The following is a 19,911-nucleotide window of genomic DNA, read 5'->3' as shown; positions in this document are numbered from 1 at the left end:
TATTGTAGGTGCGGACCGTGGGTCCGCACACCTCCATCAACGGTGGGTGCGGATCACCGGTGCCGCTGTTCCAGCACCGCCCGTGCATCATCCAGCGACAAGCCGCGCGCGCGCAGCAGCACCAGCAGGTGGTACAGCAGGTCGGCCGATTCCCCCAGCAATGCCTCATCGTCCTGCGCCACGGCGGCCAGCGCGGTCTCCACGCCCTCCTCGCCCACCTTCTGCGCGATGCGGCGGATGCCGCCCTCGAACAGCGAGGTGGTGTAGCTGCCCGGCGGTCGCTGCGCCTCGCGCACGGCCACCAACTGGCCCAGGCCGCCCAGGAAATCCTTCGGCGCGCCGTCGAAACAGCTCTCCGCGCCGGTGTGGCAGGTCGGGCCTGCCGGCCGCGCCAGCACCAGCACGGTGTCGGCATCGCAATCGACGCTGATCGACTGCACCGCCAGCACGTGGCCGGACTGCTCGCCCTTGGTCCACAGGCGCTGCTTGCTGCGGCTGTAGAAGGTCATGTGGCCGGTCACCTGGGTGATATGCAGCGATTCGGCGTTCACATAGCCCAGCATCAGCACCTGCAGCGTATCGGCGTCCTGCACCACGGCCGGCAGCAGGCCATCGCCCTTGGCCCAGTCCAGGGTTTCCAGAGCCTGCGGCGACGGGCGTACTTCAATAGACATCTCGAACCTCGATCTGTTGCTCGCGCAGGTAGCGCTTCAAATCCGCAATGGCAATGGCGCCGCTGTGGAACACGCTGGCGGCCAGTGCACCGTCCACGTCGGCCTGGTCGAAGGCCTGGGCGAAGTGCTCCATCGCACCGGCACCGCCGGAGGCAATCAGCGGCACGTTGCAGACTGCACGTGCCTGGCGCAACTGCGCCACGTCGTAGCCACGGCGCACGCCGTCGCTGTCCATGCAGTTCAGCACGATTTCGCCGGCACCGCGGCGCTGCGCGTCCACGATCCAGTCCAGGGTGCGCAACGGCACCGCCTGGGTCTTGCTGGGATCACCGGTGAAGCGGCGCACGCGCCATTCGCCATCGGCCTCGCGCACCGAATCCACGCCGACCACCACGCACTGCACGCCGAACTCGTCGGCCAGTTCGGTGATCAGCTCGGGACGGCCCAGCGCCGGCGAGTTGATCGAGATCTTGTCGGCACCGGCAAACAGCACACGGCGCGCGGTTTCCACGCTGTCGATGCCACCGGCCACGCAGAACGGAATGTCGATCAGGCGGGCGATGCGCTCGATCCAGCCCACGTCCACCGAACGTGCTTCCGGGCTGGCGCCGATGTCATAGAACACCAGTTCATCGGCGCCCTGGTCGCGGTAGCGCTGGGCCAGCTCGGCGATATCGCCCATGTCCACGTGGTCGCGGAAGCGCACGCCCTTGACCACGCGGCCATCGCGCACGTCCAGGCAGGGAATGATGCGGCGGCTCAACATGCCAGTGCCTCGCCCAGATCCATACGCAGTTCCAGCAGCGCCTTGCCCAGGATCGCGCCACCACAGCCGGCCGCGCGCGCCTCGGCCACGTCGGCCACGCTGCGGATGCCACCGGACGCCTGCACGGCCACGCCCGGCAACAGCGCGGCAAGGTGGGCGTACAGGCTGATGTTCGGGCCGGCCAGCATGCCATCGCGGGCAATGTCGGTGCACAGCAGGTGGGCCATGCCCGCCTGCGCGTAGCGCTGCGCCAACGCATCCAGGGTGACCCCGGCGTTTTCGGTCCAGCCATGCACCGGCAGCTGCCACTGGCCCTGCGCGTCCTGGCGCGCGTCCAGGGCGATGGTCAGGCGCTGCGGACCGAACTCGGCCAGCCAGCCGATCACCGTCTCCGGCTCGCGCACGGCCAGCGAACCGACCACCACGCGGCCGGCACCGGCATCGAGGATGCGCGCCACGTCGTCGCGGCCGCGCACGCCGCCACCGGTCTGCACCTGCAGTGACGTCTGCGCGCGGATCGCCGCCAGCAGGGGTGCCAGGGTGTAACCGCCCGCTCGCGCGGCATCCAGATCGACCAGGTGCATCCACTGCGCACCCTGCGCGGCAAAGGCCTGCGCGCGCGGCAGCGGATCGTCGCCGTAATGGGTTTCCTGCGCATAGTCGCCCTGGCGCAGCCGCACCACGCGGCCATCACGGATATCCAGCGCGGGGTAGACGGTGAAGCTCATGCAGCGGTGCCCTCAAGGAAATTGCGCAACATCTGCGATCCGGTCTCGCCGGAACGCTCGGGGTGGAACTGGGCGCCGAAGTAGCGGCCCTGCTCCACCACGGCGGTGAACAGGCCGCCGTGATCGCAGGCGGCCACGGTGTGGGTGTTCAGCGGTGCCGCATAGCTGTGCACGAAGTACGCGCTGGCACGCTCGGGCACGCCCTGCAGCAGGGTCGATTCGCGCAGCGGCAGCAGCCGGTTCCAGCCCATGTGCGGCACGCGGATGCCGCACGCCGGCACCAGCTTGCGCACCACGCCGGGAATCAGGCCCAGGGTGTCCACGCCCGCTTCTTCGGAACGATCAAACAGCAGCTGCATCCCCAGGCAGATGCCCATCAACGGCACCTCCAGGCGTCGCAGCGGTTCCACCAGCCCCTGCGCGTGCAGGCGCTGCATGCCCGGTGCGGCCGCGCCCACGCCGGGCAGGATCACCCGCTGCGCACCGGCCAGGCCTTCGGCATCCCGCACCAGCCGCACCCGCGCGCCCAGGCGTTCCAGTGCGTAGCGCACCGAGCCCAGGTTGGCACCGCCGGCATCGATCAGCGCGACCTCGCTCACAGCGCCCCCTTGGTGCTGGGCAACGCCGTGCCCTGGCGAGCCAGCGCGGGGCGCAGCGCGCGGGCCAGCGCCTTGAAGCACGCCTCGACCTTGTGGTGGTCGTTGTCACCGCGCACCTGCAGGTTCAGGTTCAAACCGCTGGCATCGCACAGCGAACGGAAGAAGTGCGGCACCAGTTCGGTGGGCATGTCACCCACGCGCTCGCGCTTGAACTCGCCTTCGAACACGAAGTACGGCCGGCCGCTGAAATCCAGCGCGGCGCTGGCCAGCGTCTCGTCCATCGGCAGGGTGAAGCCATAGCGGCCGATGCCGCGCTTGTCGCCCAGCGCTTCGCGCAGCGCCTGGCCCAGCGCCAGGCCGGTGTCCTCGATGGTGTGGTGCTCGTCGATGTGCAGGTCACCCTCGGCCCGGATGTCCAAAGCGAAGCCGCCGTGCTTGCCGATCTGTTCCAGCATGTGGTCGAAGAACGGCAGGCCGGTGGCGATGTGCGCATCTCCAGCCCGGTCCAAGTCCAGTTCAACGCGGATCTTCGTTTCCTTGGTGTTGCGCTGGACCACGGCGGTACGCGGCGCATCGGCCAGCGCGTGGGCGATGCCGGGCCAGTCCCACTCGCCGCCGAACTGCTCGGTGCGCAGCTGGAACGCACGGATGTTGAGGTTCCCGGCGAACTGCACGTCGGTGATGCGATCACCCACCATGGCCGAACGCGCCCAGTCGATGCTGCGGTCCTGCAGGTAGGCGGTCATCAGGCCGATGGCCGGCTTGCGCGTGGGTGCATTGTCCTGCGGCCAGCTGCAGTCGATCAGCACGTCGCGGAACACGATGCCCTGGCTTGCGAAGATCTGCAGCATCAGGTCGTTGGGGCCATCGAAGCTGGCGCGCGGGTACGCCTCGCTGCCCAGGCCATCCTGGTTGGTGACGATGACGAACTGGTAGCCGGCATCGCGCAGCTTCAGCAGCGCCGGGATGACCTGCGGCACGAAGCGCAGCTTCTCGTACGCGTCGATCTGGAAGTCGGCCGGCTCCTCGATGAGGGTGCCGTCGCGGTCGATGAACAGAATGGGGGTCATGCAGCGGCCCTCCGAGCCGACAGGGCCGCGAGCACGCGGTCGTTCTCTTCGCGCGTGCCGATGCTGATGCGCAGTGCATCGCCCAGCTGCGGCGCGGCGCGCTGGTCACGCACCACCACGCCGGCCGCCAGCAGGGCGTCGAATGCGGCCTGCGCATCGCCAAAGCGCACCAGCAGATAGTTGCCCGACGAGGGGTACACGCGGCGCACGCCGGGCAGGCCCGGCAATGCCGCGAACAAACGCTCGCGTTCGGCAATGACGGCGGCCACGCGCTCGGCGGTGCGGGCCAGTGCGGTCGGCTGCAGCGCCTGCACGGCCAGTTCCGCGCACGGCGTCGGCACCGGGTACGGGGCCTGGCAACGGCGCAGCACGGCAATCAATTCCGGCGCGGCAATCAAAGTGCCGATGCGGGCCGCGGCCAGTGCATGCGCCTTGGACAGCGTGCGCAGCACCGCCACGTTGGCGTGCGCGGCCAGCAGCGTGGTGGCTGACGGGCGCTGTGCGAATTCCACGTAGGCCTCGTCCACCACCACCAGGGCCTGCCCACGCAACGCCGTGGCCACACGTTCGATCCCGGCCAGGCTGATATCGCTGCCGGCCGGGTTGGACGGTGCGCACAGGAACACCAGCTTGGCGCCCTGCTGCTGCGCGGCGCTGATGACAGCATCCAGATCGGCGTGCAGACCCTCGGCCGAATCCACCAGCGGTACATCGATCAGCGCGGCGCCCTGCAGGCGCGCGCACACCGCGTACATGCCAAATACCGGCGAGGTAACCAGTACGCCGTCGCGGCCGGGCACGCACAGCGCACGCACCAGCAGATCGATGGCCTCGTCGCTGCCACGGCCGATCAGCAGCTGCTGCGGCTGCACGCCGTACAGCGCGGCCAGACCCTCGCGCAATGCCAGCGGTTGCGGTTCGGGATAGCGGCGGCTGCTGCCGGCGGTATCAGCAGGATTGGTCCAGGCCGACTCGTTGGCGTTCAGCCAGACATCGCCCTGCACGGCCGCGCTGCGCGCCGAACTGTAGCCCGCGAACGCCTGCAGGTCCGGGCGCACCAGCGCCAGTACGTCGTTCACCGTGCTCATGCAGCGGCCTCCATGCGCACGGCCACGGCGCGTTCGTGCGCGTCCAGGCCTTCGGCACTGGCGATGATGCGCGCGCAACCACCAATCGCCGCCAGCCCTGCCGCGCTGGCACTCTGCACGCTGATCAGGTTCTGGAAGCTGGCCACGCTCACGCCGCTGTAGGCACGCGCTGCGCCGGCGGTGGGCAGCACGTGGTTGGTGCCACTGCAGTAATCGCCCAGCGCTTCCGGCGTGTAGTCGCCCAGGAACACCGAACCGGCGGCCTGCACCTGATCCAGCCAGTCGCGCGGTTCACGCAGCGCCAGGATCAGGTGCTCGGGTGCATAACGGTTGCTGATGGCGAAGGCCTGGGCCAGCGCCTCGACCTGGATCAGGCGCGACGCCGACAGCGCCTGCCGCGCGATCTGCTGCCGCGGCAGCAATGCGACCTGGCGTTCCACTTCGGCTTCAACGGCGGCCAGCATCGCTGCGTCGTCGGTCAGCAGCAGCACCTGCGAATCGGGGCCGTGCTCGGCCTGCGACAGCAGGTCGGCGGCGACAAAGGCCGGGTTCGCGCCCGCATCGGCGATCACCAGCACTTCCGACGGGCCGGCCGGCATGTCGATGGCAGCCGCGCCGTCCTGCGCCACCTGCTGCTTGGCCTCGGTCACGAAACTGTTGCCCGGCCCGAACAGCTTGTCGCAGGCCGGAATGCTGGCCGTGCCATAGGCCATCGCGGCGATGGCCTGGGCCCCGCCCAGCTTGAACACGCGCTGCACGCCGGTCAGCCGCGCGGCCACCAGCACGGCCGGATCGGCACTGCCGTCGGCGCGCGGCGGCGTGCACAGCACCACCTGCGGGCAGCCGGCCAATTGCGCCGGCACGCCCAGCATCAGCGCGGTGGACGGCAGCGGCGCACTGCCGGCCGGCACGTACAGCCCTACCCGGCCGATCGGCCGCAGCATGCGTTCGCAGACCACGCCCGGCGCGGTTTCCACCGCATAGCCCTGGCCCATACCGGCCTGGTGGAAGCGGCCGATGCGCTCGGCGGCCTCGACCATGGCCTGGCGCAGCGCCGCCGGCACGGCCGCTTCGGCGGCGGCGAATTCGTCCTCGGATACTTCAAATGACGGCAGTTCCACGCCGTCGAAACGGGCGGTGATGGCGCGCAGGCCGGCATCGCCGTCGGTGCGCACCTGCGCGATCAACGCAGCCACCGCATCGCGGGTCTGCTGGGCCACGGTCTGCACCGGGCGGGTCAGCGCCTCGCTGCGTGCGGCTTCATCAAGTTGCGACCAGATCAAACGATTCATGCCAGCGACCGCTCCACGCTCAACACCATCAGGCCCTGGGCGCCAGCGCGCTCCAGTTCTTCCATGCGCTGCCAGGTCAGCGGACCCGGGCACATGGTCTGCAGGCGCAACGCGCCCCCATCGGCAGGCAAACGCACCAGCGGCTCGGCATCGGCCAGCAGCTGGGCCAGCGCGTCCACCCGGTCTTCGCTGGCGCGGAACATCAGCAGCTTGCGGTCCTGCTTCTGCACCACGCCATCCAGGCGGCGCAGCAGCATGCTGCGCAGGCCGGCGCGGGCATCGTCGGGAACGCGCACGGCACCGGCCAGCACGGCCTCGCTGTCCAGCAGGTTATGCACGGGCGTTAGCTGGTTGGCGCGCAGGGTGGCGCCGCTGGAGACCAGGTCGCAGATCAGGTCGGCGGTGCCCAGGCGCGGGGCGATTTCCACCGACCCGGACAGTTCCACCACCTGCGCATCCACGCCCTGCTCGCCCAGCCACTGCTTGAGGATGGCCGGGTAGCTGGTGGCGATGCGGGTGCCGGCCAGCTGCGCCGGCCCGCTCCACTGCCACTCTTCGGGCACGGCCAGCATCAGCCGGCACTGGCCGAAGCCGAGCCCGCGCAGGGCCTGGTAGGCATCGGGCAGGCCGATCTGGCGGCGCGCGGCGGCCTGTTCTTCCAGTTCGTTGCGGCCGACGATGCCCAGGTCGCACACGCCGTCGGCGATCAGGCCGGGAATGTCGTCGTCGCGCACCAGCAGCAGGTCCACCGGCAGCGATTCGCCGTAGCAGAACAGCTTGTCGCGGCTCTCGCGCCAGCTCAGGCCGCAGGCGCTTAGCAGGTTGCGGGCGGGTTCGGCCAGACGGCCGCTTTTCTGGATGGCGATGCGCAGCCGGTCACGTGCCGGCGCTGCCTGGGTTGCACTCATGGGGGAGGTCTCGAAGTTCGGAACGGGGCGCGGATCAGCGCGAAGCAAGGCGGTCGATGGCGGCGGCATAGCCTCGATGGCCATGCTCGAGCGTGCGCGCGACGCGTCCGGTGGTGGTCACGCTGACCCCGGTGCGTTCGTGGATCTCGCGGTAGGGCACGCCCTGCTGCAGCAGCGGCACCACCTTCCAGCGGTCGGCCATGGCTTCCAGTTCGGCGGGGGTGCACAGGTCACGCAGGAAGGCTGCCACCTCTTCGGGGGCGCGCAGGGCGGCAAAGGCCTGGGCCAGGGCGTCCAGGTCGGCCTGCGGGTCTTTGGCGGCAATGTCGGGGCGGGCTTTCACGGGGTAGATTTCGTGCATCAATGTAATAGCGCGTTAGTACATTAACGCATTCTTGCGCAGTGCGTCAATTCTGGGGGGGGGTTGTGGGCAGGGCTGCGCCCTGCACCCGCAGAGGCTGGAGCAACGGCAGAAGCTGGGGTACTGGGGGGTGGCGGGGTGGGTCCGGTGGCAGGGGACGCCGTAAACCCCCAGTCCGGCCCAGCCGCTGGCGGCTGTGCGTTCGGGCGCTTGCGAAGCAGTGCTTCGCAAGCAAAGCGCCCTCACCCATGGGGGCTTGGCCGCGGCATCCATGCCGCGGACACCCCTGCCACCGGACCCACCCCGCCTTCGACAGTTTCCTGCGAGCTGTTGGAACGGCGAGGGGTCGGATCCGTTCTCTGAAGGAAAACGGCTCTGACCCCGGAACGCGGCCCGGAAACAAAAACGCCCACCGGGTGGTGGGCGTTTGCTGGCGTGTCGGCGTGCGGCCAACCGGCCGTTACATCACCTTCGACTGCTCCAGCTCAACCTGCAGGGTGCTGGCCAGTTCGTCGCGGGAGACTTCGAACTGCTGCTCGCGCACCAGGTCCTTCACCGCCACCACGCCGCGCGCCAGTTCGTCCTCGCCCGCCAGCACCACGAAGCGGATGCCGGCCTTGGCCGCGTACTGGAACTGCTTGCCGATCTTCTTCGGCTCCATCTGCACTTCGGTGTTGATGCCACCGCTGCGCAGGCGGCGGGCGATGTCCAGCGACTGCGCCATGCCCTGCTCGTCCATCAGCGCCACCAGCGCCTGCACGCTGCTGGCTTCGATGCCGTCGATCAGGCCGGCTTCGCGCAGCTGCCAGAACAGGCGCGACAGGCCGATGGAAATGCCCACGCCCGGCAGCTTGGACTTGCTGTAGTGGCTGGCCAGGTCTTCGTAGCGGCCGCCCGAGCAGATCGAGCCGATCTGCGGGTGGTCGGTCAGCGTGGTTTCGTACACGGTGCCGGTGTAGTAATCCAGGCCGCGGGCGATGGAGAAGTTCAGGCAGTACGCGCTTTCCGGCACGCCCAGCGCCTGCACCAGCTGCAGCACTTCGCGCAGCTCGGCCACGCCGGCGCGCAGGGTGTCCGACGATGCGGCATTGGCTTCCAGCACCGCCAGCTGGGCCAGCGCATCGGCATGGCCCTGCGAACGCACGGCCACGAACGCCAGGATCTTCTCGACCTGTTCGGCCGGAATCCCGAAGCCCTCGCCCACCAGCGTCTCGCGCACGTAGTCGGGGCCACGTTTGTCCAGCTTGTCCACTTCGCGCAGCACCGCCAGCTGGCGCTCGCCCTCGGCCACGCCCAGGCTTTCGAAGAAGCCGCGCATCAGCTTGCGGTTGTTCAACTGGATGCTGAAATCGCCGATGCGCAGTTCCGAGAACACCGCATGGATGACCGCCAGCACTTCGGCGTCGTAGCGCACGCTCAGGCTGTCCTTGCCGATCACATCGATGTCGCACTGGTAGAACTCGCGGAAACGGCCACGCTGGGCACGTTCACCGCGGTACACGCGCTGCATCTGGTAGCGGCGGAACGGGAAGGTCAGTTCGTGTTCGTGCTCGGCCACGTAGCGGGCCAGCGGCACGGTCAGGTCGAAGCGCAGCGCCATTTCCGGCAGCGAACGGTCGCCCGATTCGGCCGCATTGGCCAGCGCACCGGTGGACTGCACGAAGTACACCTGGCGCTCGGTTTCGCCGCCGGACTTGGTCAGCAGCACATCGGACAGCTCGAACACCGGGGTTTCCACCGGCAGGAACCCGAAGCGCTCGTAGTTGCGGCGGATGACGTCCAGCATGCGCTGGAACGCAATCTGCTCGCGCGGCAGCAGTTCAAGGGTGCCGGGCGGGGTACGGGGCTTGATCACGGGGCAGAACTCCTGCAGGAACGGGAACGTGGGAGGGGGCGACATTCTAGCGCCCCGCATCGCTCAGGCGCCGATCAGGGGCCGTCTGGCCGCATGAAGTATCATAAGGCCCTCCCCGCCCGCGATCTGCCCCTGCACCATGTCCCGGCCCGACGGCGCCCTGCCCGCTGATCCCTCTTCCGCTGCACCGTCCTGCACCACGCTGGACTGCCTGCACTGCTCGGTGCGGCATCTGGCGGTGTGCTCGGCGCTGTCGCCCGACGAGGTGCAGGCGCTGGAACAGGTCACGGTGTCGCAGCAGGTGGCCGTGGGCAGCACGCTGGCCCGCAGCGGTGAAGAACGCCTGCATGTCTATACATTGACTGCCGGTGCACTGCGCCTGGTGCGCACCCTGGCCGATGGCCGCCGCCAGATCAGCGGCTTCGTGCTGCCCGGCGATTACCTGGGCCTGAGTGGCAGCGACCACCACCGCTACGATATCGAAGCCATTGCCGACAGTCGCGTGTGCCGGGTGGCGATGCCGCAGATGCGCGCCCTGCGCGGGCGCTACCCGCATCTGGAACGCAAGCTGCTGCAGCGCGCCTGCCAGGAACTGGACGCCGCGCAGGACGCGGCGCTGGCCCTGGCCCGCCTGCAACCGGCAGAGAAGCTGGCCGATTTCCTGCTGCGCCTGGCCGCGCGCGAGGCCCGTCTGGGCGGCGATGGCCTGCGCGTGCAGCTGCCAATGGGCCGCGGCGATATTGCCGATCATCTGGGTCTGACCATGGAAACGGTCAGCCGCACCTTCACCAAGCTGCGCCAGCAGGGCCTGATCGCCCTGCCCCATCTGAACGTGGTGGAGATCCAGGACGAAGACGGCCTGCGTGCGCTGGCCGGCGACGGGTTGATGTGACCGCGGCCGCCGGGCATGGCCCGGCGCTACCCCCTTCGCCGACCTTCGGTAGCGCCGGGCCATGCCCGGCGGCGCTTGATCAACGCAACAACACCTCGCGCAACGCGTTGTAGTCGGCCGGCAACGGCTCGGCATGCGCCGGGCGCTGCAGCAGCGCATCCAGCGCCGGCGGCACCGCCACCGCTTCGCCGATCAACGGCTCCACCACCGCCTCGAACTTGGCCGGGTGCGCCGTGGCCACCACCGCCCAGTCACCCTTGGCACCACGCACGCGCAGATCGCGCAGCACCTTCACTGCCGTGGCCGTATGCGGGCAGAACAGTTCGCCATGGCTGGCGTGTTCGCTGGCAATGGTCGCGCGGATCGTCACATCGTCCACGCTGAACGCACGGAACGCCGCACGCAGTTCGGCGTCATCGTCGTTGTACAGCCAACGCAGGCGCTCGAAATTGCTGGGCGCGCCAACATCCATGGCGTTGGCCACGGTGGCCACGCTGGACTGCGGCTGGTAATCGCCGCCGTTGAAGTAAGCCGGCAACACTGCATTGGCGTTGGTGGCCAGCACGATCTGCCCGATCGGCACACCCAACGCGCGCGCCAGCACCGCCGCCATCGCATTGCCCAGGTTGCCGGTCGGCACCACCAGGTTCAGACGGCGCCCGCTCTGCGCGTGGTGCACCAGCGCGGCATGCGCGTAGTAGCTCATCTGCGGCAGCAGACGGCCCAGACTGATGCTGTTGGCCGAACTGAGCGGCACCTGCGCCTGCAGCGCGGTGTCGGCCAGCGCCTGCTTGGCCATGGCCTGGCAGTCATCGAACGAGCCGGCCACGCGCAGCGCCTGGATGTTGTCACCGAAGCAGCCCAGCTGATGCGCCTGGCGCGGCGATACGCGGCCGTCGGGATACAGCACCACCACCCGCACGCCCGGCTGCTGGTGGAAGGCCGCGGCCACGGCCGCACCGGTGTCGCCGGACGTTGCCACCACGATGGTCAGATCGCGGTCCTTGCCGGCCTGCAGGCGCGACAACGCACCGGCCAGGAAGCGTGCACCGATGTCCTTGAACGCAGCCGTGGGCCCATGGAACAGCTCCAGCACATGGTCGCCGTTGCCCAGCGCACGCAGCGGCACGGGGAAATCGAAGGCCTGCCGGCAGATCGCAGGCAGCGCGTCGGCCAGTGCATCGCCGGCGAAGAACGGCGCCAGCAGATCCGCTGCGGTGTCGGCCAGGGTTGCGCCGGCCTGCAGCACACGCGGTGACGGCAGGCGCTCGGGCACGTACAGGCCGCCATCGGGGGCCAGCCCAGCGGCGATGGCCGCACTCAGGCCAACGGCCGGTGATCGGCCGCGGGTCGATACGAAATGCATCACGTCGGTTTCCAGAAGGGGGGAAGGATTCAGCACAGGTGGGCTCCCGGGGCATCCAGCGGCGAGACCCAGGCCTCGCTGTCCAGGCCGGCAGCCGCGAACGCGGCACGCACCGGCGCCGCCGCGGCCCGCGCGCGGTCGGCATCGTCGAACCAGGCGAACACGCTGGGGCCGGCACCGGAAATGCCGGCGCCCATCGCCCCCGCCGCCAGTGCCGCCTCCTTGGCGGCATCGAAGCCGGCGATCAGGCCGGCGCGCCGCGGCTCCACCAGTACATCGCGCAGGCCGGCCCGCACCAGCTCCGGATCACTGCGATGGCAGCCGCTCAGTACCAGGGCCAGGTTGGCACTCTGCGCAACGAACTCGCCCAGGGCATAGCTGCCCTGCAGCGCCTGCCGTGCGCGCCGCGTTTCCAACACGGCCTGCGGGTGTACCAGCAGGCTGTGCCAACTGGCCGGCACCGGCACCGGCACCAAGCGGTCGGCGGTGCACAGCGCCAGCCCGCCCAGCAGCAGCGGGCCCACGTTGTCGCCGTGGCGGCCGCCACTGGCCACCGCTTCGCCATCCAGCGCATGCGGGTACAGCGCTGCGCGTGGCAGCGGCGAATCCAGCAACGCGTTGGCCGCCACCAATGCAGCCACGCACGAGGCCGCCGAACCGCCCATGCCCGAGCCGAACGGAATGCCCTTGTCGATTTCAATGGCGAAGCCGAAGTCCAGGCCCAACGCTTCACGCAGCGACATCAGCGCAGCGCCGGCGGTGTTGCCGGCTGCGTCCAACGGCAATGCCACCTCGCTGCCGCGGACCGCATCGATGCGCACCAGCGGGTCGGCGATGCGGCGCACGGTTACCGTATCGCCCACCCCGGCGATGGCGTGGCCGAGGATATCGAAGCCCACGGCCACGTTGGCCACCGAGCCCGGCGCGAATGCACGTGCGATCACAGCCGCGCTCCTTCACCGGCAGCCACCCGCAGCAGGTCGGCAAACACACCGGCGGCGGTCACTTCCGGCCCAGCGCCCGGGCCCTGCACCACCAGCGGGTTGTCGCAGTAACGGCGGGTACGGAACTGCACCACGTTGTCGGTCAGCCGCAGGTTGGCAAAGGCGTGCTCGGCCGGCAGCTCCTGCAGGCCCACCGACGCACCATCGGCGCCCAGCCGCGCCACATAGCGCAGCACGGCGCCACGCTCGCGCGCGGCCTGCAGACGGGCCAGCAGTTCTGCATCCGAGTCGCCCAGCCGCGCCATGAATTCGTCCACGCTGCCCGCGCGCAGTGCCGCCGGCACCAGGCTTTCCACCTGCACCTGTTCCAGGCTGAGTGCGTGCCCGGCCTCGCGGGCCAGGATCACCAGCTTGCGCGCCACGTCCACGCCGGACAGGTCATCGCGCGGGTCCGGTTCGGTGTAGCCCATCGCACGCGCCTGCGCCACCAGTTCCGAGAACGGCTGGCTGCCGTCGAAACGGTTGAACAGCCAGGCCAGCGTGCCGGAGAAGATGCCTTCGATGGCCAGCACTTCATCGCCGGTGTCCACCAGGTCGCGCAGCGTGGTGATGACCGGAAGACCCGCGCCCACCGTGGCTTCATAACGGAAGCGCGCGCCGCTGGCCGCGGCCGCCGCACGGATGCGCTGGTAGCGTGCCAACGGTCCGGCCCCGGCCTGTTTGTTCGGGGTCACCACGTGGATGCCAGCGGCCAGCCAGTCGGCATAGCGCTCGGCCACCTCGGCACTGCCGCTGCAGTCGATCACCACCGCATGCGGCAGGTGCGCGGCCAGCAGGTGTTCGGTGAAGGCATCCAGATCACTGGCCTGGCCGTTTTCCTGCAGCGCGGCGCGCCAGTCAGCATGCAGCACCTCCGCTTCCAGGCGCATGCGCGACCGCGAAGCCAGCGCACGCACCCGCAGATCGACATTGGCCTTGGCCAGCAGCTGCGGGCGCGCGGCCAACAGCTGGTCCAGCAAGGCTGCACCCACGTTGCCCGGACCGATCACGCCCACCGCGAAGGTCTGCGGCGACAGCCAGAACCCGGCATGCGCGGCACGCAACGCACGCGGCGCATCGGCGCTGGACACGGCCACCGAGATATTGCGCTCGGACGAGCCCTGGGCGATGGCCAGGATGTTCACCTGCGCGCGACCCAGCGCCTCGAACAGGCGCGCGGCCACGCCCGGCTGGCCGGCCATGCCGTCACCCACCGCAGCCAGCACGCTCACCTCGTCGCTCACCTGCACCCGCTGCACCTGGCCCACCGACAGTTCATGGGCAAACGCCTGCAGCAGCGCCTCGCGGCCACGCGCGGCCTCGGCGCCGCGCACCACGCAGCAGATCGAATGTTCCGAAGACCCCTGCGAGATCATCACCACCGATACATGGGCCTGGCGCAGCGCGGAGAACACGCGCTCGGCGGTACCCGGCACGCCCATCAGACCGGTGCCTTCCAGGTTCAGCAGGGCCAGGCCGGGGCTGAGCGTCAGCCCCTTCACCGGCCCACGCGGCGAACGCTCGGCACTGATGCGCGTGCCCGGATGCAGCGGCTGGAAGGTGTTGCGGATGATGATCGGCATGCCCAGGCGGATGGCAGGCGACATCGTCTGCGGGTGCACCACCTTGGCGCCGAAGTAAGCCAGTTCGCAGGCTTCGTCGTAGCTCAGCGCTTCCAGCTGCACCGCCTCGGGCACCAGCCGTGGGTCGGCCGACAGTACGCCGTCCACATCCGTCCAGATATGCAGCTCATCGGCGTTGAACAAGGCGGCGAAGATCGCGCCGGAATAGTCGCTGCCGTTGCGGCCCAGCGTGGTGATGCGATCCTGGCGGTCACGTGCCACGAAACCGGTGGCCACCACCCGCGCCTGCGGGTGCTGCAGCCGCCAGTTGGCCAGCCGGTCGGCGCTGGCTTCCCAGTCCACGTCCACGCCCAGTTCGCCGTGACCGACCACCAGCACGTCGCGCGCATCCAGCACCGCGCAGTCCTCGCCCAGCGCCCGCAGGTGGCTGCCCAGCAACTGCGCGGAAAACACTTCGCCCAGGCCCTGCACGCGGTCCAGCACCTCGCGCGGCAGTTCGCCGATCACCGCCAGCGCGGCCAGCACGTCGGCCAACTGGTCAAAGCGCGCGTCGATCCACTCCACCGTCTCGCCCACCTGCTCGCCCAGCAGCGCCACGGCCGCGCCGCGGTGCCGCGCACGCACCGCATGCCAGGCATCGCGCCAGCCCGCGTCGCCGCGCGCGGCCAACTGGGCCAGTTCGATCAGCGCATCGGTCACGCCCTTCATGGCCGACACCACGGTGACCTGCAGTGCTTCGGGGCGGGCCAGCAGCAGACCCGCTACGTGGCGATAGCGCTCGGCATCGGCCACCGACGTGCCGCCGAACTTGTGCACGACAGTGGAAGGCGCGGCCAGATCGAGATGGGCAGCGGAATGGGCGGGGGCGTTGGCGGACATGCAGACCTCATTGGGAGGCCCCGTCGCATGCAGGTGTCGAGTTTCCCCGCCACCTGGATGGTGCGGGGCCGTGGTTTTCGGGAGTTACACGAAGACGACGGGCCGCACCAGGGCAGTGGTGACGGTGGTGGTGGTAATGGTGGTAATGGCGACCGGCGCAGTCGAGCGGCCCGCAGTAGCGGGGGCGATCAGGCTGGCAAGGGCGGCATCGAGGACCATGGCGCACAGAAAACACCGTGCGCCGGGGCGCTGTCAAGTGTTGCAGCGCAAAATATTCCTGCGGCGATCATCTGCCAACGTGCCGTCATTTGGTTGCATCTGTGACGAAGCGGCGATCAGGGCGCACACAGCGCGCAATCAGCCGGCATGTTCGGCGATCGCGCGCGGCGCACGGTGTGCGTGCGCGCACAGCAGCACCCCGGCCACCAGGCAGACGATGGCCAGCGCCTCCAGCAGGGTCGGCCAGCGCCATTGCCAGGCGAACGCGTACAGCAGCGCGAACAGCGTTTCGAACACAATCATCTGCCCGGTCAGGGTGAGCGGCAGCAGGCGGCTGGCGCGGTTCCAGAAGGCATTGCCGATCAGCGAGGCAAACACCGCCACGCCGGCACTGATGCTCCAGAACAACGTCCACTGTGCCGGGCTGTGCGCCGCGCTCTGGCCGGTGAACGCCATCGGCACAAGCAACAGGGCCAGGCCGCCGGTGGTCACGCCGGTCAGCATGGACCAGTCATGGCTGGAAAGATCGGGCCGCCGCGCCAGCCAGCGGCTGTTACCCACCGAATACACCGCCCAGGAGAACAGCGCACCAAACGCACACACCAGGCCCAGCACGCGCTGCCGCCACGGCGTGGCCAGGTGTTCGGACATCAGCGCCTCCCAGCCCACCAGGGTAACCCCGAGCACGCACAGCCCCAGCGCTGGCAACAACTGTTTCAACGGCACCGCACCCTGCTCACGCACACCCACCAGGGTCACCACCACTGGAATCAGCCCGACGATGAGCGAGGCCGCCGCACCACCGGCCCACTGCACGGCGGTAGCCAGCAGCAGGAAGTACACCAGGTTGCCGGCCAGGCTGAGCCAGAGCAGGCCCCGCCATTCGGCGCGGCCCAGTTTCGGTGCCAGCCGCTTCCAGCGCGGCAGCAGCAGCACCAGGGCAATCAGGCCGTAGACCAGATAGCGCCCGGCCGACAGCTGCAGCGCGTTGAACGTACCCAGCACGGCGGGGGCGAGGAAGACCACGCCCCACAGCGCGCCGGCGGCAACGCCATTGGCGATGCCCAGGGCCATCGGGTTGTTGCGCATGAACACATCGTCGGGGGAAGGACAGGCCGCGCAGTGTAGGCGCCGCCGCCGCGCGCGTCTTGACCGAGGCTACTGCCCCAGCCCGTCGCGGCGGCACTTGCCCCGCCCGCCGGCGGTTGCCCCCGCTTCTCGTAGCGTCGAGCTTGCTCGACGGCTGTTGCCCCCGCTCGTCGTAGCGTCGAGCTTGCTCGACGGCGTTCCAGCAAGAGCCGTCGAGCAAGCTCGACGCTACCAAAGCCGTTCGCCGCCCGAGTCCGGTCGTTCCGCCACAAGGCCATGCCGCCCGAGTCAGGGCAATTCGCCGCAGCCCCACCCCACCCGTGTCATGGCGTATCGCCGCGGCCCAACGCCGCCCGTGTCATGGCGTTTCACAGCAAGTGTCAGGGCACCTCACCGCGCCGCCACGCGGCCGGGGTCATCCCGGTTTCCCGGCGCAGCGCACGGGTCAGCGCGCTCTGCTCCGAATAACCGGCGGCCAGCGCGATCTGGCTGATCGGCGCGGTACTGGTCAACAGCTGGTGCTTGGCCCAGCGCAACCGGTTGGCACTCAACCAGGCCTGCGGGCTGACCCCGAATTCCCCCAGGAACAGCGCATGCAGGCGGCTTTCACTCACCCCGACAAACCCCGCCATGCGCGCCACCGGCCAGTGCTGGCCCGGTTCGCGCTGCACCGCCGCGCACAGGCCCTGCAACCGAGCACCACTGCCGGCCGGGGCGAAGGCATGCAACAGGTCCGGCAGCAGTTCCGGCACCGTCTGCCCCGCCTGCACATGGGCCAGCCGCTGGCGCAGGCGCTGCGGCAGGTGCAGCCAGCGTTGCCGGCACAGGTGCTCCTGGGTGGCATCGTCCAGTACACCCGGGCCGCAATCGACGATCACGAAACCGTTCGGGCCCTGCGCCATCTGGTCATGCGCCTCGCCAGCGGCCACGAAGGCACCCTGCAGCAGGTCCAGCCGGCCGCCGTGCCCTTCCATCTCGAACTGCAGTTCGCCCTGCAGCGGCAGCACCCACTGCGCGTAGTCGTGCCGGTCCAGGCCGGTGGCCTGGCCGTAGTGCCGCAGGTGGAAGATCGCGCCCATCGGCGCAGTGTGCGCGTGCCGCCGGGCGGCTGCAATGCTGTCATCGGCCCGTGCTAAGGTCGGCGCCATCCACACACACCGGGATCGCACGATGAAGGAACGTCTGCTGCCGATCGCCCTGGCGCTGCTTCTGGCCAGCCAGCCGCTGTCTTCCCTGCGCGCGCAGGACGCGCGTACGCCGCCCGCGCCGCACTGCGTGGATGCCCGCAGCGTGCAGCAGGTCGAACAGGATGCCGCCGGGTCCATCGCCGTGCGCGATGGCCGCGACCGCGCCTTCCGCATCGACTTCAGCGCTGCCTGCCCCGGCGTGAACCAGGCCGAAGCACTGCGTCTGGAAGCGCCGCAGGGCTGGGCCTGCGGCACACCGGGCGAACAGGTGGTGGTCGATGGCCGCCGTTGCGCAGTAAGCGCAGTCACGCCCATCGACAACCGTACCTTCGCCCTCACCGCGCGCGAAAGCAGCCGCCAGTTCGCCGATACCCTGCCTACGGTCACGGTGACGGCCAAGGGCGGACCGCAGCGCGCCGATGATCGCGGCCGACACACCTTCCAGACCTCATCGGCCGTCTGCTTTGCCACCCGCCACGTGCGTGGCTGGAGCGAAACCCCCGAAGGCGTGGTGGTGGAAACCAACCCGCGCCGCAACGGTGGCCACCGCTATTACACGGTTGAACTGGCTAGCAGCTGCTCGATCCTGGCCGGCGCCACCGAGGTCGATTTCCAGTCCGGGTTCCAGAACGGGCTGATCTGCGGCAACCCGCGCGATCGCATCGTGCTGCAGCCGTCGGGCATCGAGAACGATGCCCGCTCCTACGGCCCGCGCTTCGCACGCCCGGGCTGCGACATCCTGGCCGTCTACCCGAGCGACAGCAAAGGCCCCGCCGCGCCCTAGCCGTCGGTACCCAGGAACGCGAATGGCTTGCTGGGCTGGAAATGGGACAGCGCATCACCGGCGAAGGTGTTGCGCTGGTCCGGGCCCAGGTCCAGCTTCAGCACTGGCCCGGCGAAGTCGATCTTGTTCAGGTCCACCCAGAACGTATTGGGCGTGAGCGCCGACTCGAAGAAATACAGGCGCCGCTTGTGGTCGGCCACCGTGCGCCAGCGGGTGGACGAAATGTTGGGCTCGCCCGGCGTGGTGATGCCGTAGGGCACCGATGCATTGCGGATCACGCTGAACACACTGGCCAGCGCCACCACCGGGTCTTCTGCCTTGGGAATGGCATTGATGTAGAACGAGGCACGCGCGAAGCGGTCGGCCGAACGATTGGTTCCGGGCAGCATCACGGTGCCGCCGATCTGCTTCCAGTACGCGTTCAGAGCCAGCTGCTCATCGAAGATGGGTGAGTTGGTCATCACCTGGTAGCGGCGGTCGTGGTGGATCACCTGGCGTCCGCCGATGTACTCGACGATGGCGCTGTCACCGCTGGCATCGGACAGGGACAGGTGCAACGTGGCCTGGCGATCTTCGCCGGGCACCTTGTCGGTCACGATGGAATACGGCTCGCGCTCCAGCGCGGCCACTGCTTCCTGCACGGTCGCAAAGTTGTCCAGCACGTACTGTGCCCACAGCGAAATGGCCAGGCCCGGCTTGTTGCTGCGGCTCTTGGGGTATTCCGATTCCACCAGCCACAGCAGGTTGGCCACCAGGCCCTTTTCGTTCATGCCGTCGGTGGTGGACACGTCGTAGCCGGTCGCCACCACGCTGCCGTAGCGCGCCTTCCAGGCAATCGACTTCGGCCCGGCCTGGCCATTGCGTTCAATCCCCCGTGGCAGCACGTACAGGTTGGTGGCCACATCCACCTTCCAGTCCATGGAGCGCGCGGTGATCACATCACCGTTGTCGCCCAGGTACACCGCGCGCGTACACGCCAGTGCCGGTGAAACCGCCGCTGCCAGCGCCATTGCCAGCATCGCCCTGCCCTGCCACTTCATGCGCGCCATGTCGTGCTCCATTCCCCGGGGATCAGCCGATGAAAGCGCGGCGCTTGTGACCTGCGGGTGAAGTGGTGCGCCCGGGACCGGTGTTACAGCGACGGCTGCACAATCTGCGCCAGCAGATCGATGGCGGTCGGGCCGCCGGCATCCCCTGCCAGCGTGCGCGCGAAACCGGACCAGTCACCGGCGGCCAACTGCCGCAGCAGCGAAGCCTCGACCGGCAGCACGCGCATCGACCAATAGGGAAACTGCCGCTGGCCCAGATGCCCGCGCGCCAGCTCCATCAGATCGTGGTGACTGCCCGCGCGCAGGATGCGTTCGTACACCGAATCGATGCCATCGGGCGGACCTTCGATGTACTGCAGGAAGCGTTGGCCATCGTTGAGCAGCACGCCGGTGACGCCCGCCATCTTGTTGAAGCGTGCCGCGTCGTCCACCAGCGCGTGCATGCGTTCAACCGGAAGATCTGCCTTTGCCTGGCTGACATAGGCGATGGCGCACAGTGGCATGGGGCGTCCTTGACCAGAGAGACACCCACCGTAGCA

20 protein-coding genes are annotated in these 19,911 nt (G+C 69.2%); 2 read left to right on the top strand and 18 right to left on the bottom strand.

What is annotated here, in order from left to right; translation table 11 throughout:
• Positions 1–53: 53 nt before the first annotated feature.
• The 10 genes from hisIE to hisS all read right to left on the bottom strand — a co-directional run bounded on the left by hisIE (position 54) and on the right by hisS (position 9,341).
• Positions 54–674, bottom strand: a complete 621-nt coding sequence (hisIE, locus tag C1930_RS09240) for a bifunctional phosphoribosyl-AMP cyclohydrolase/phosphoribosyl-ATP diphosphatase HisIE (protein WP_108756058.1) — start codon at positions 672–674, stop codon at positions 54–56.
• Complete coding sequence (hisF, locus tag C1930_RS09235; RefSeq protein WP_108752948.1) at positions 664–1,440, bottom strand: imidazole glycerol phosphate synthase subunit HisF; 777 nt, start codon at positions 1,438–1,440, stop codon at positions 664–666. The genes hisIE and hisF overlap by 11 nt, the downstream gene beginning before the upstream one ends.
• Positions 1,434–2,168 carry a 1-(5-phosphoribosyl)-5-[(5-phosphoribosylamino)methylideneamino]imidazole-4-carboxamide isomerase gene (gene hisA, locus C1930_RS09230; protein WP_108771553.1) on the bottom strand — a complete coding sequence of 245 codons (735 nt, stop codon included), beginning with the start codon at positions 2,166–2,168 and terminating at the stop codon, positions 1,434–1,436. The genes hisF and hisA overlap by 7 nt, the downstream gene beginning before the upstream one ends.
• A complete protein-coding gene (gene hisH, locus C1930_RS09225; protein ID WP_108749463.1) occupies positions 2,165–2,767 on the bottom strand; it encodes an imidazole glycerol phosphate synthase subunit HisH in 603 nt (200 codons plus the stop codon). Before hisH ends, hisA begins: the two co-directional genes overlap by 4 nt.
• Complete coding sequence (gene hisB / locus C1930_RS09220; protein ID WP_108771552.1) at positions 2,764–3,837, bottom strand: bifunctional histidinol-phosphatase/imidazoleglycerol-phosphate dehydratase HisB; 1,074 nt, start codon at positions 3,835–3,837, stop codon at positions 2,764–2,766. The genes hisH and hisB overlap by 4 nt, the downstream gene beginning before the upstream one ends.
• Positions 3,834–4,925, bottom strand: a complete 1,092-nt coding sequence (gene hisC, locus C1930_RS09215; protein WP_108771551.1) for a histidinol-phosphate transaminase — start codon at positions 4,923–4,925, stop codon at positions 3,834–3,836. Before hisC ends, hisB begins: the two co-directional genes overlap by 4 nt.
• Positions 4,922–6,217: a histidinol dehydrogenase gene (hisD, locus tag C1930_RS09210; protein ID WP_108771550.1), complete on the bottom strand. Its 1,296-nt coding sequence runs from the start codon at positions 6,215–6,217 to the stop codon at positions 4,922–4,924. Before hisD ends, hisC begins: the two co-directional genes overlap by 4 nt.
• Positions 6,214–7,125, bottom strand: a complete 912-nt coding sequence (hisG, locus tag C1930_RS09205) for an ATP phosphoribosyltransferase (RefSeq protein WP_108771549.1) — start codon at positions 7,123–7,125, stop codon at positions 6,214–6,216. Before hisG ends, hisD begins: the two co-directional genes overlap by 4 nt.
• Before the next feature lie 34 nt (positions 7,126–7,159).
• Positions 7,160–7,468, bottom strand: a complete 309-nt coding sequence (locus C1930_RS09200) for a YerC/YecD family TrpR-related protein (protein ID WP_108757710.1) — start codon at positions 7,466–7,468, stop codon at positions 7,160–7,162.
• 478 nt (positions 7,469–7,946) lie between these two features.
• Entirely contained in the window at positions 7,947–9,341 is a 1,395-nt protein-coding gene (gene hisS, locus C1930_RS09195) for a histidine--tRNA ligase (RefSeq protein WP_108756052.1), read from the bottom strand.
• 139 nt (positions 9,342–9,480) lie between these two features.
• Here hisS and C1930_RS09190 point away from each other — a divergent pair, with 139 nt between their 5' ends.
• Positions 9,481–10,233 carry a helix-turn-helix domain-containing protein gene (locus C1930_RS09190; RefSeq protein WP_108752940.1) on the top strand — a complete coding sequence of 251 codons (753 nt, stop codon included), beginning with the start codon at positions 9,481–9,483 and terminating at the stop codon, positions 10,231–10,233.
• A gap of 79 nt (positions 10,234–10,312) precedes the next feature.
• On the opposite strand, the gene thrC is transcribed toward C1930_RS09190, so the two are convergent.
• From thrC to C1930_RS09165, 6 genes are all read right to left on the bottom strand, one after another.
• Positions 10,313–11,599 carry a threonine synthase gene (gene thrC, locus C1930_RS09185; RefSeq protein WP_108771548.1) on the bottom strand — a complete coding sequence of 429 codons (1,287 nt, stop codon included), beginning with the start codon at positions 11,597–11,599 and terminating at the stop codon, positions 10,313–10,315.
• A 29-nt stretch (positions 11,600–11,628) separates the two neighbouring features.
• Complete coding sequence (locus C1930_RS09180) at positions 11,629–12,543, bottom strand: homoserine kinase (protein WP_108771547.1); 915 nt, start codon at positions 12,541–12,543, stop codon at positions 11,629–11,631.
• The gene (thrA, locus tag C1930_RS09175; protein WP_108756048.1) at positions 12,540–15,044 is read right to left on the bottom strand and encodes a bifunctional aspartate kinase/homoserine dehydrogenase I; all 2,505 of its coding nucleotides are present in this window, start codon (positions 15,042–15,044) and stop codon (positions 12,540–12,542) included. The genes C1930_RS09180 and thrA overlap by 4 nt, the downstream gene beginning before the upstream one ends.
• A gap of 84 nt (positions 15,045–15,128) precedes the next feature.
• Positions 15,129–15,263: a hypothetical protein gene (locus C1930_RS20610; protein ID WP_267895964.1), complete on the bottom strand. Its 135-nt coding sequence runs from the start codon at positions 15,261–15,263 to the stop codon at positions 15,129–15,131.
• Positions 15,264–15,401: 138 nt separating this feature from the next.
• On the bottom strand, positions 15,402–16,352 hold the full coding sequence (locus C1930_RS09170) for a DMT family transporter (protein WP_108772572.1): 951 nt from the start codon (positions 16,350–16,352) through the stop codon (positions 15,402–15,404).
• Between the two features lie 380 nt (positions 16,353–16,732).
• Entirely contained in the window at positions 16,733–17,431 is a 699-nt protein-coding gene (locus C1930_RS09165) for an AraC family transcriptional regulator (RefSeq protein ID WP_108756047.1), read from the bottom strand.
• 91 nt (positions 17,432–17,522) lie between these two features.
• On the opposite strand from C1930_RS09165, the gene C1930_RS09160 reads away from it, so the two are divergent.
• Entirely contained in the window at positions 17,523–18,323 is an 801-nt protein-coding gene (locus C1930_RS09160) for a DUF6491 family protein (protein WP_108771546.1), read from the top strand.
• Here the strand turns inward: C1930_RS09160 and C1930_RS09155 are convergent.
• Together C1930_RS09155 and C1930_RS09150 are read right to left on the bottom strand one after the other, a co-directional pair.
• Positions 18,320–19,372 (bottom strand): linear amide C-N hydrolase, encoded by a 1,053-nt coding sequence (locus C1930_RS09155; protein WP_108757708.1) that lies wholly within the window; start codon positions 19,370–19,372, stop codon positions 18,320–18,322. The two genes, C1930_RS09160 and C1930_RS09155, sit on opposite strands and share 4 nt — an antisense overlap.
• Positions 19,373–19,455: 83 nt before the next feature.
• Positions 19,456–19,875, bottom strand: a complete 420-nt coding sequence (locus C1930_RS09150) for a BLUF domain-containing protein (protein ID WP_108752934.1) — start codon at positions 19,873–19,875, stop codon at positions 19,456–19,458.
• Positions 19,876–19,911 lie beyond the last annotated feature (36 nt).

Origin of the sequence: Stenotrophomonas sp. SAU14A_NAIMI4_8 (assembly GCF_003086695.1) — a bacterium.
Classification (GTDB): domain Bacteria; phylum Pseudomonadota; class Gammaproteobacteria; order Xanthomonadales; family Xanthomonadaceae; genus Stenotrophomonas.
This window is presented reverse-complemented; position numbering and strand designations above follow the sequence as displayed.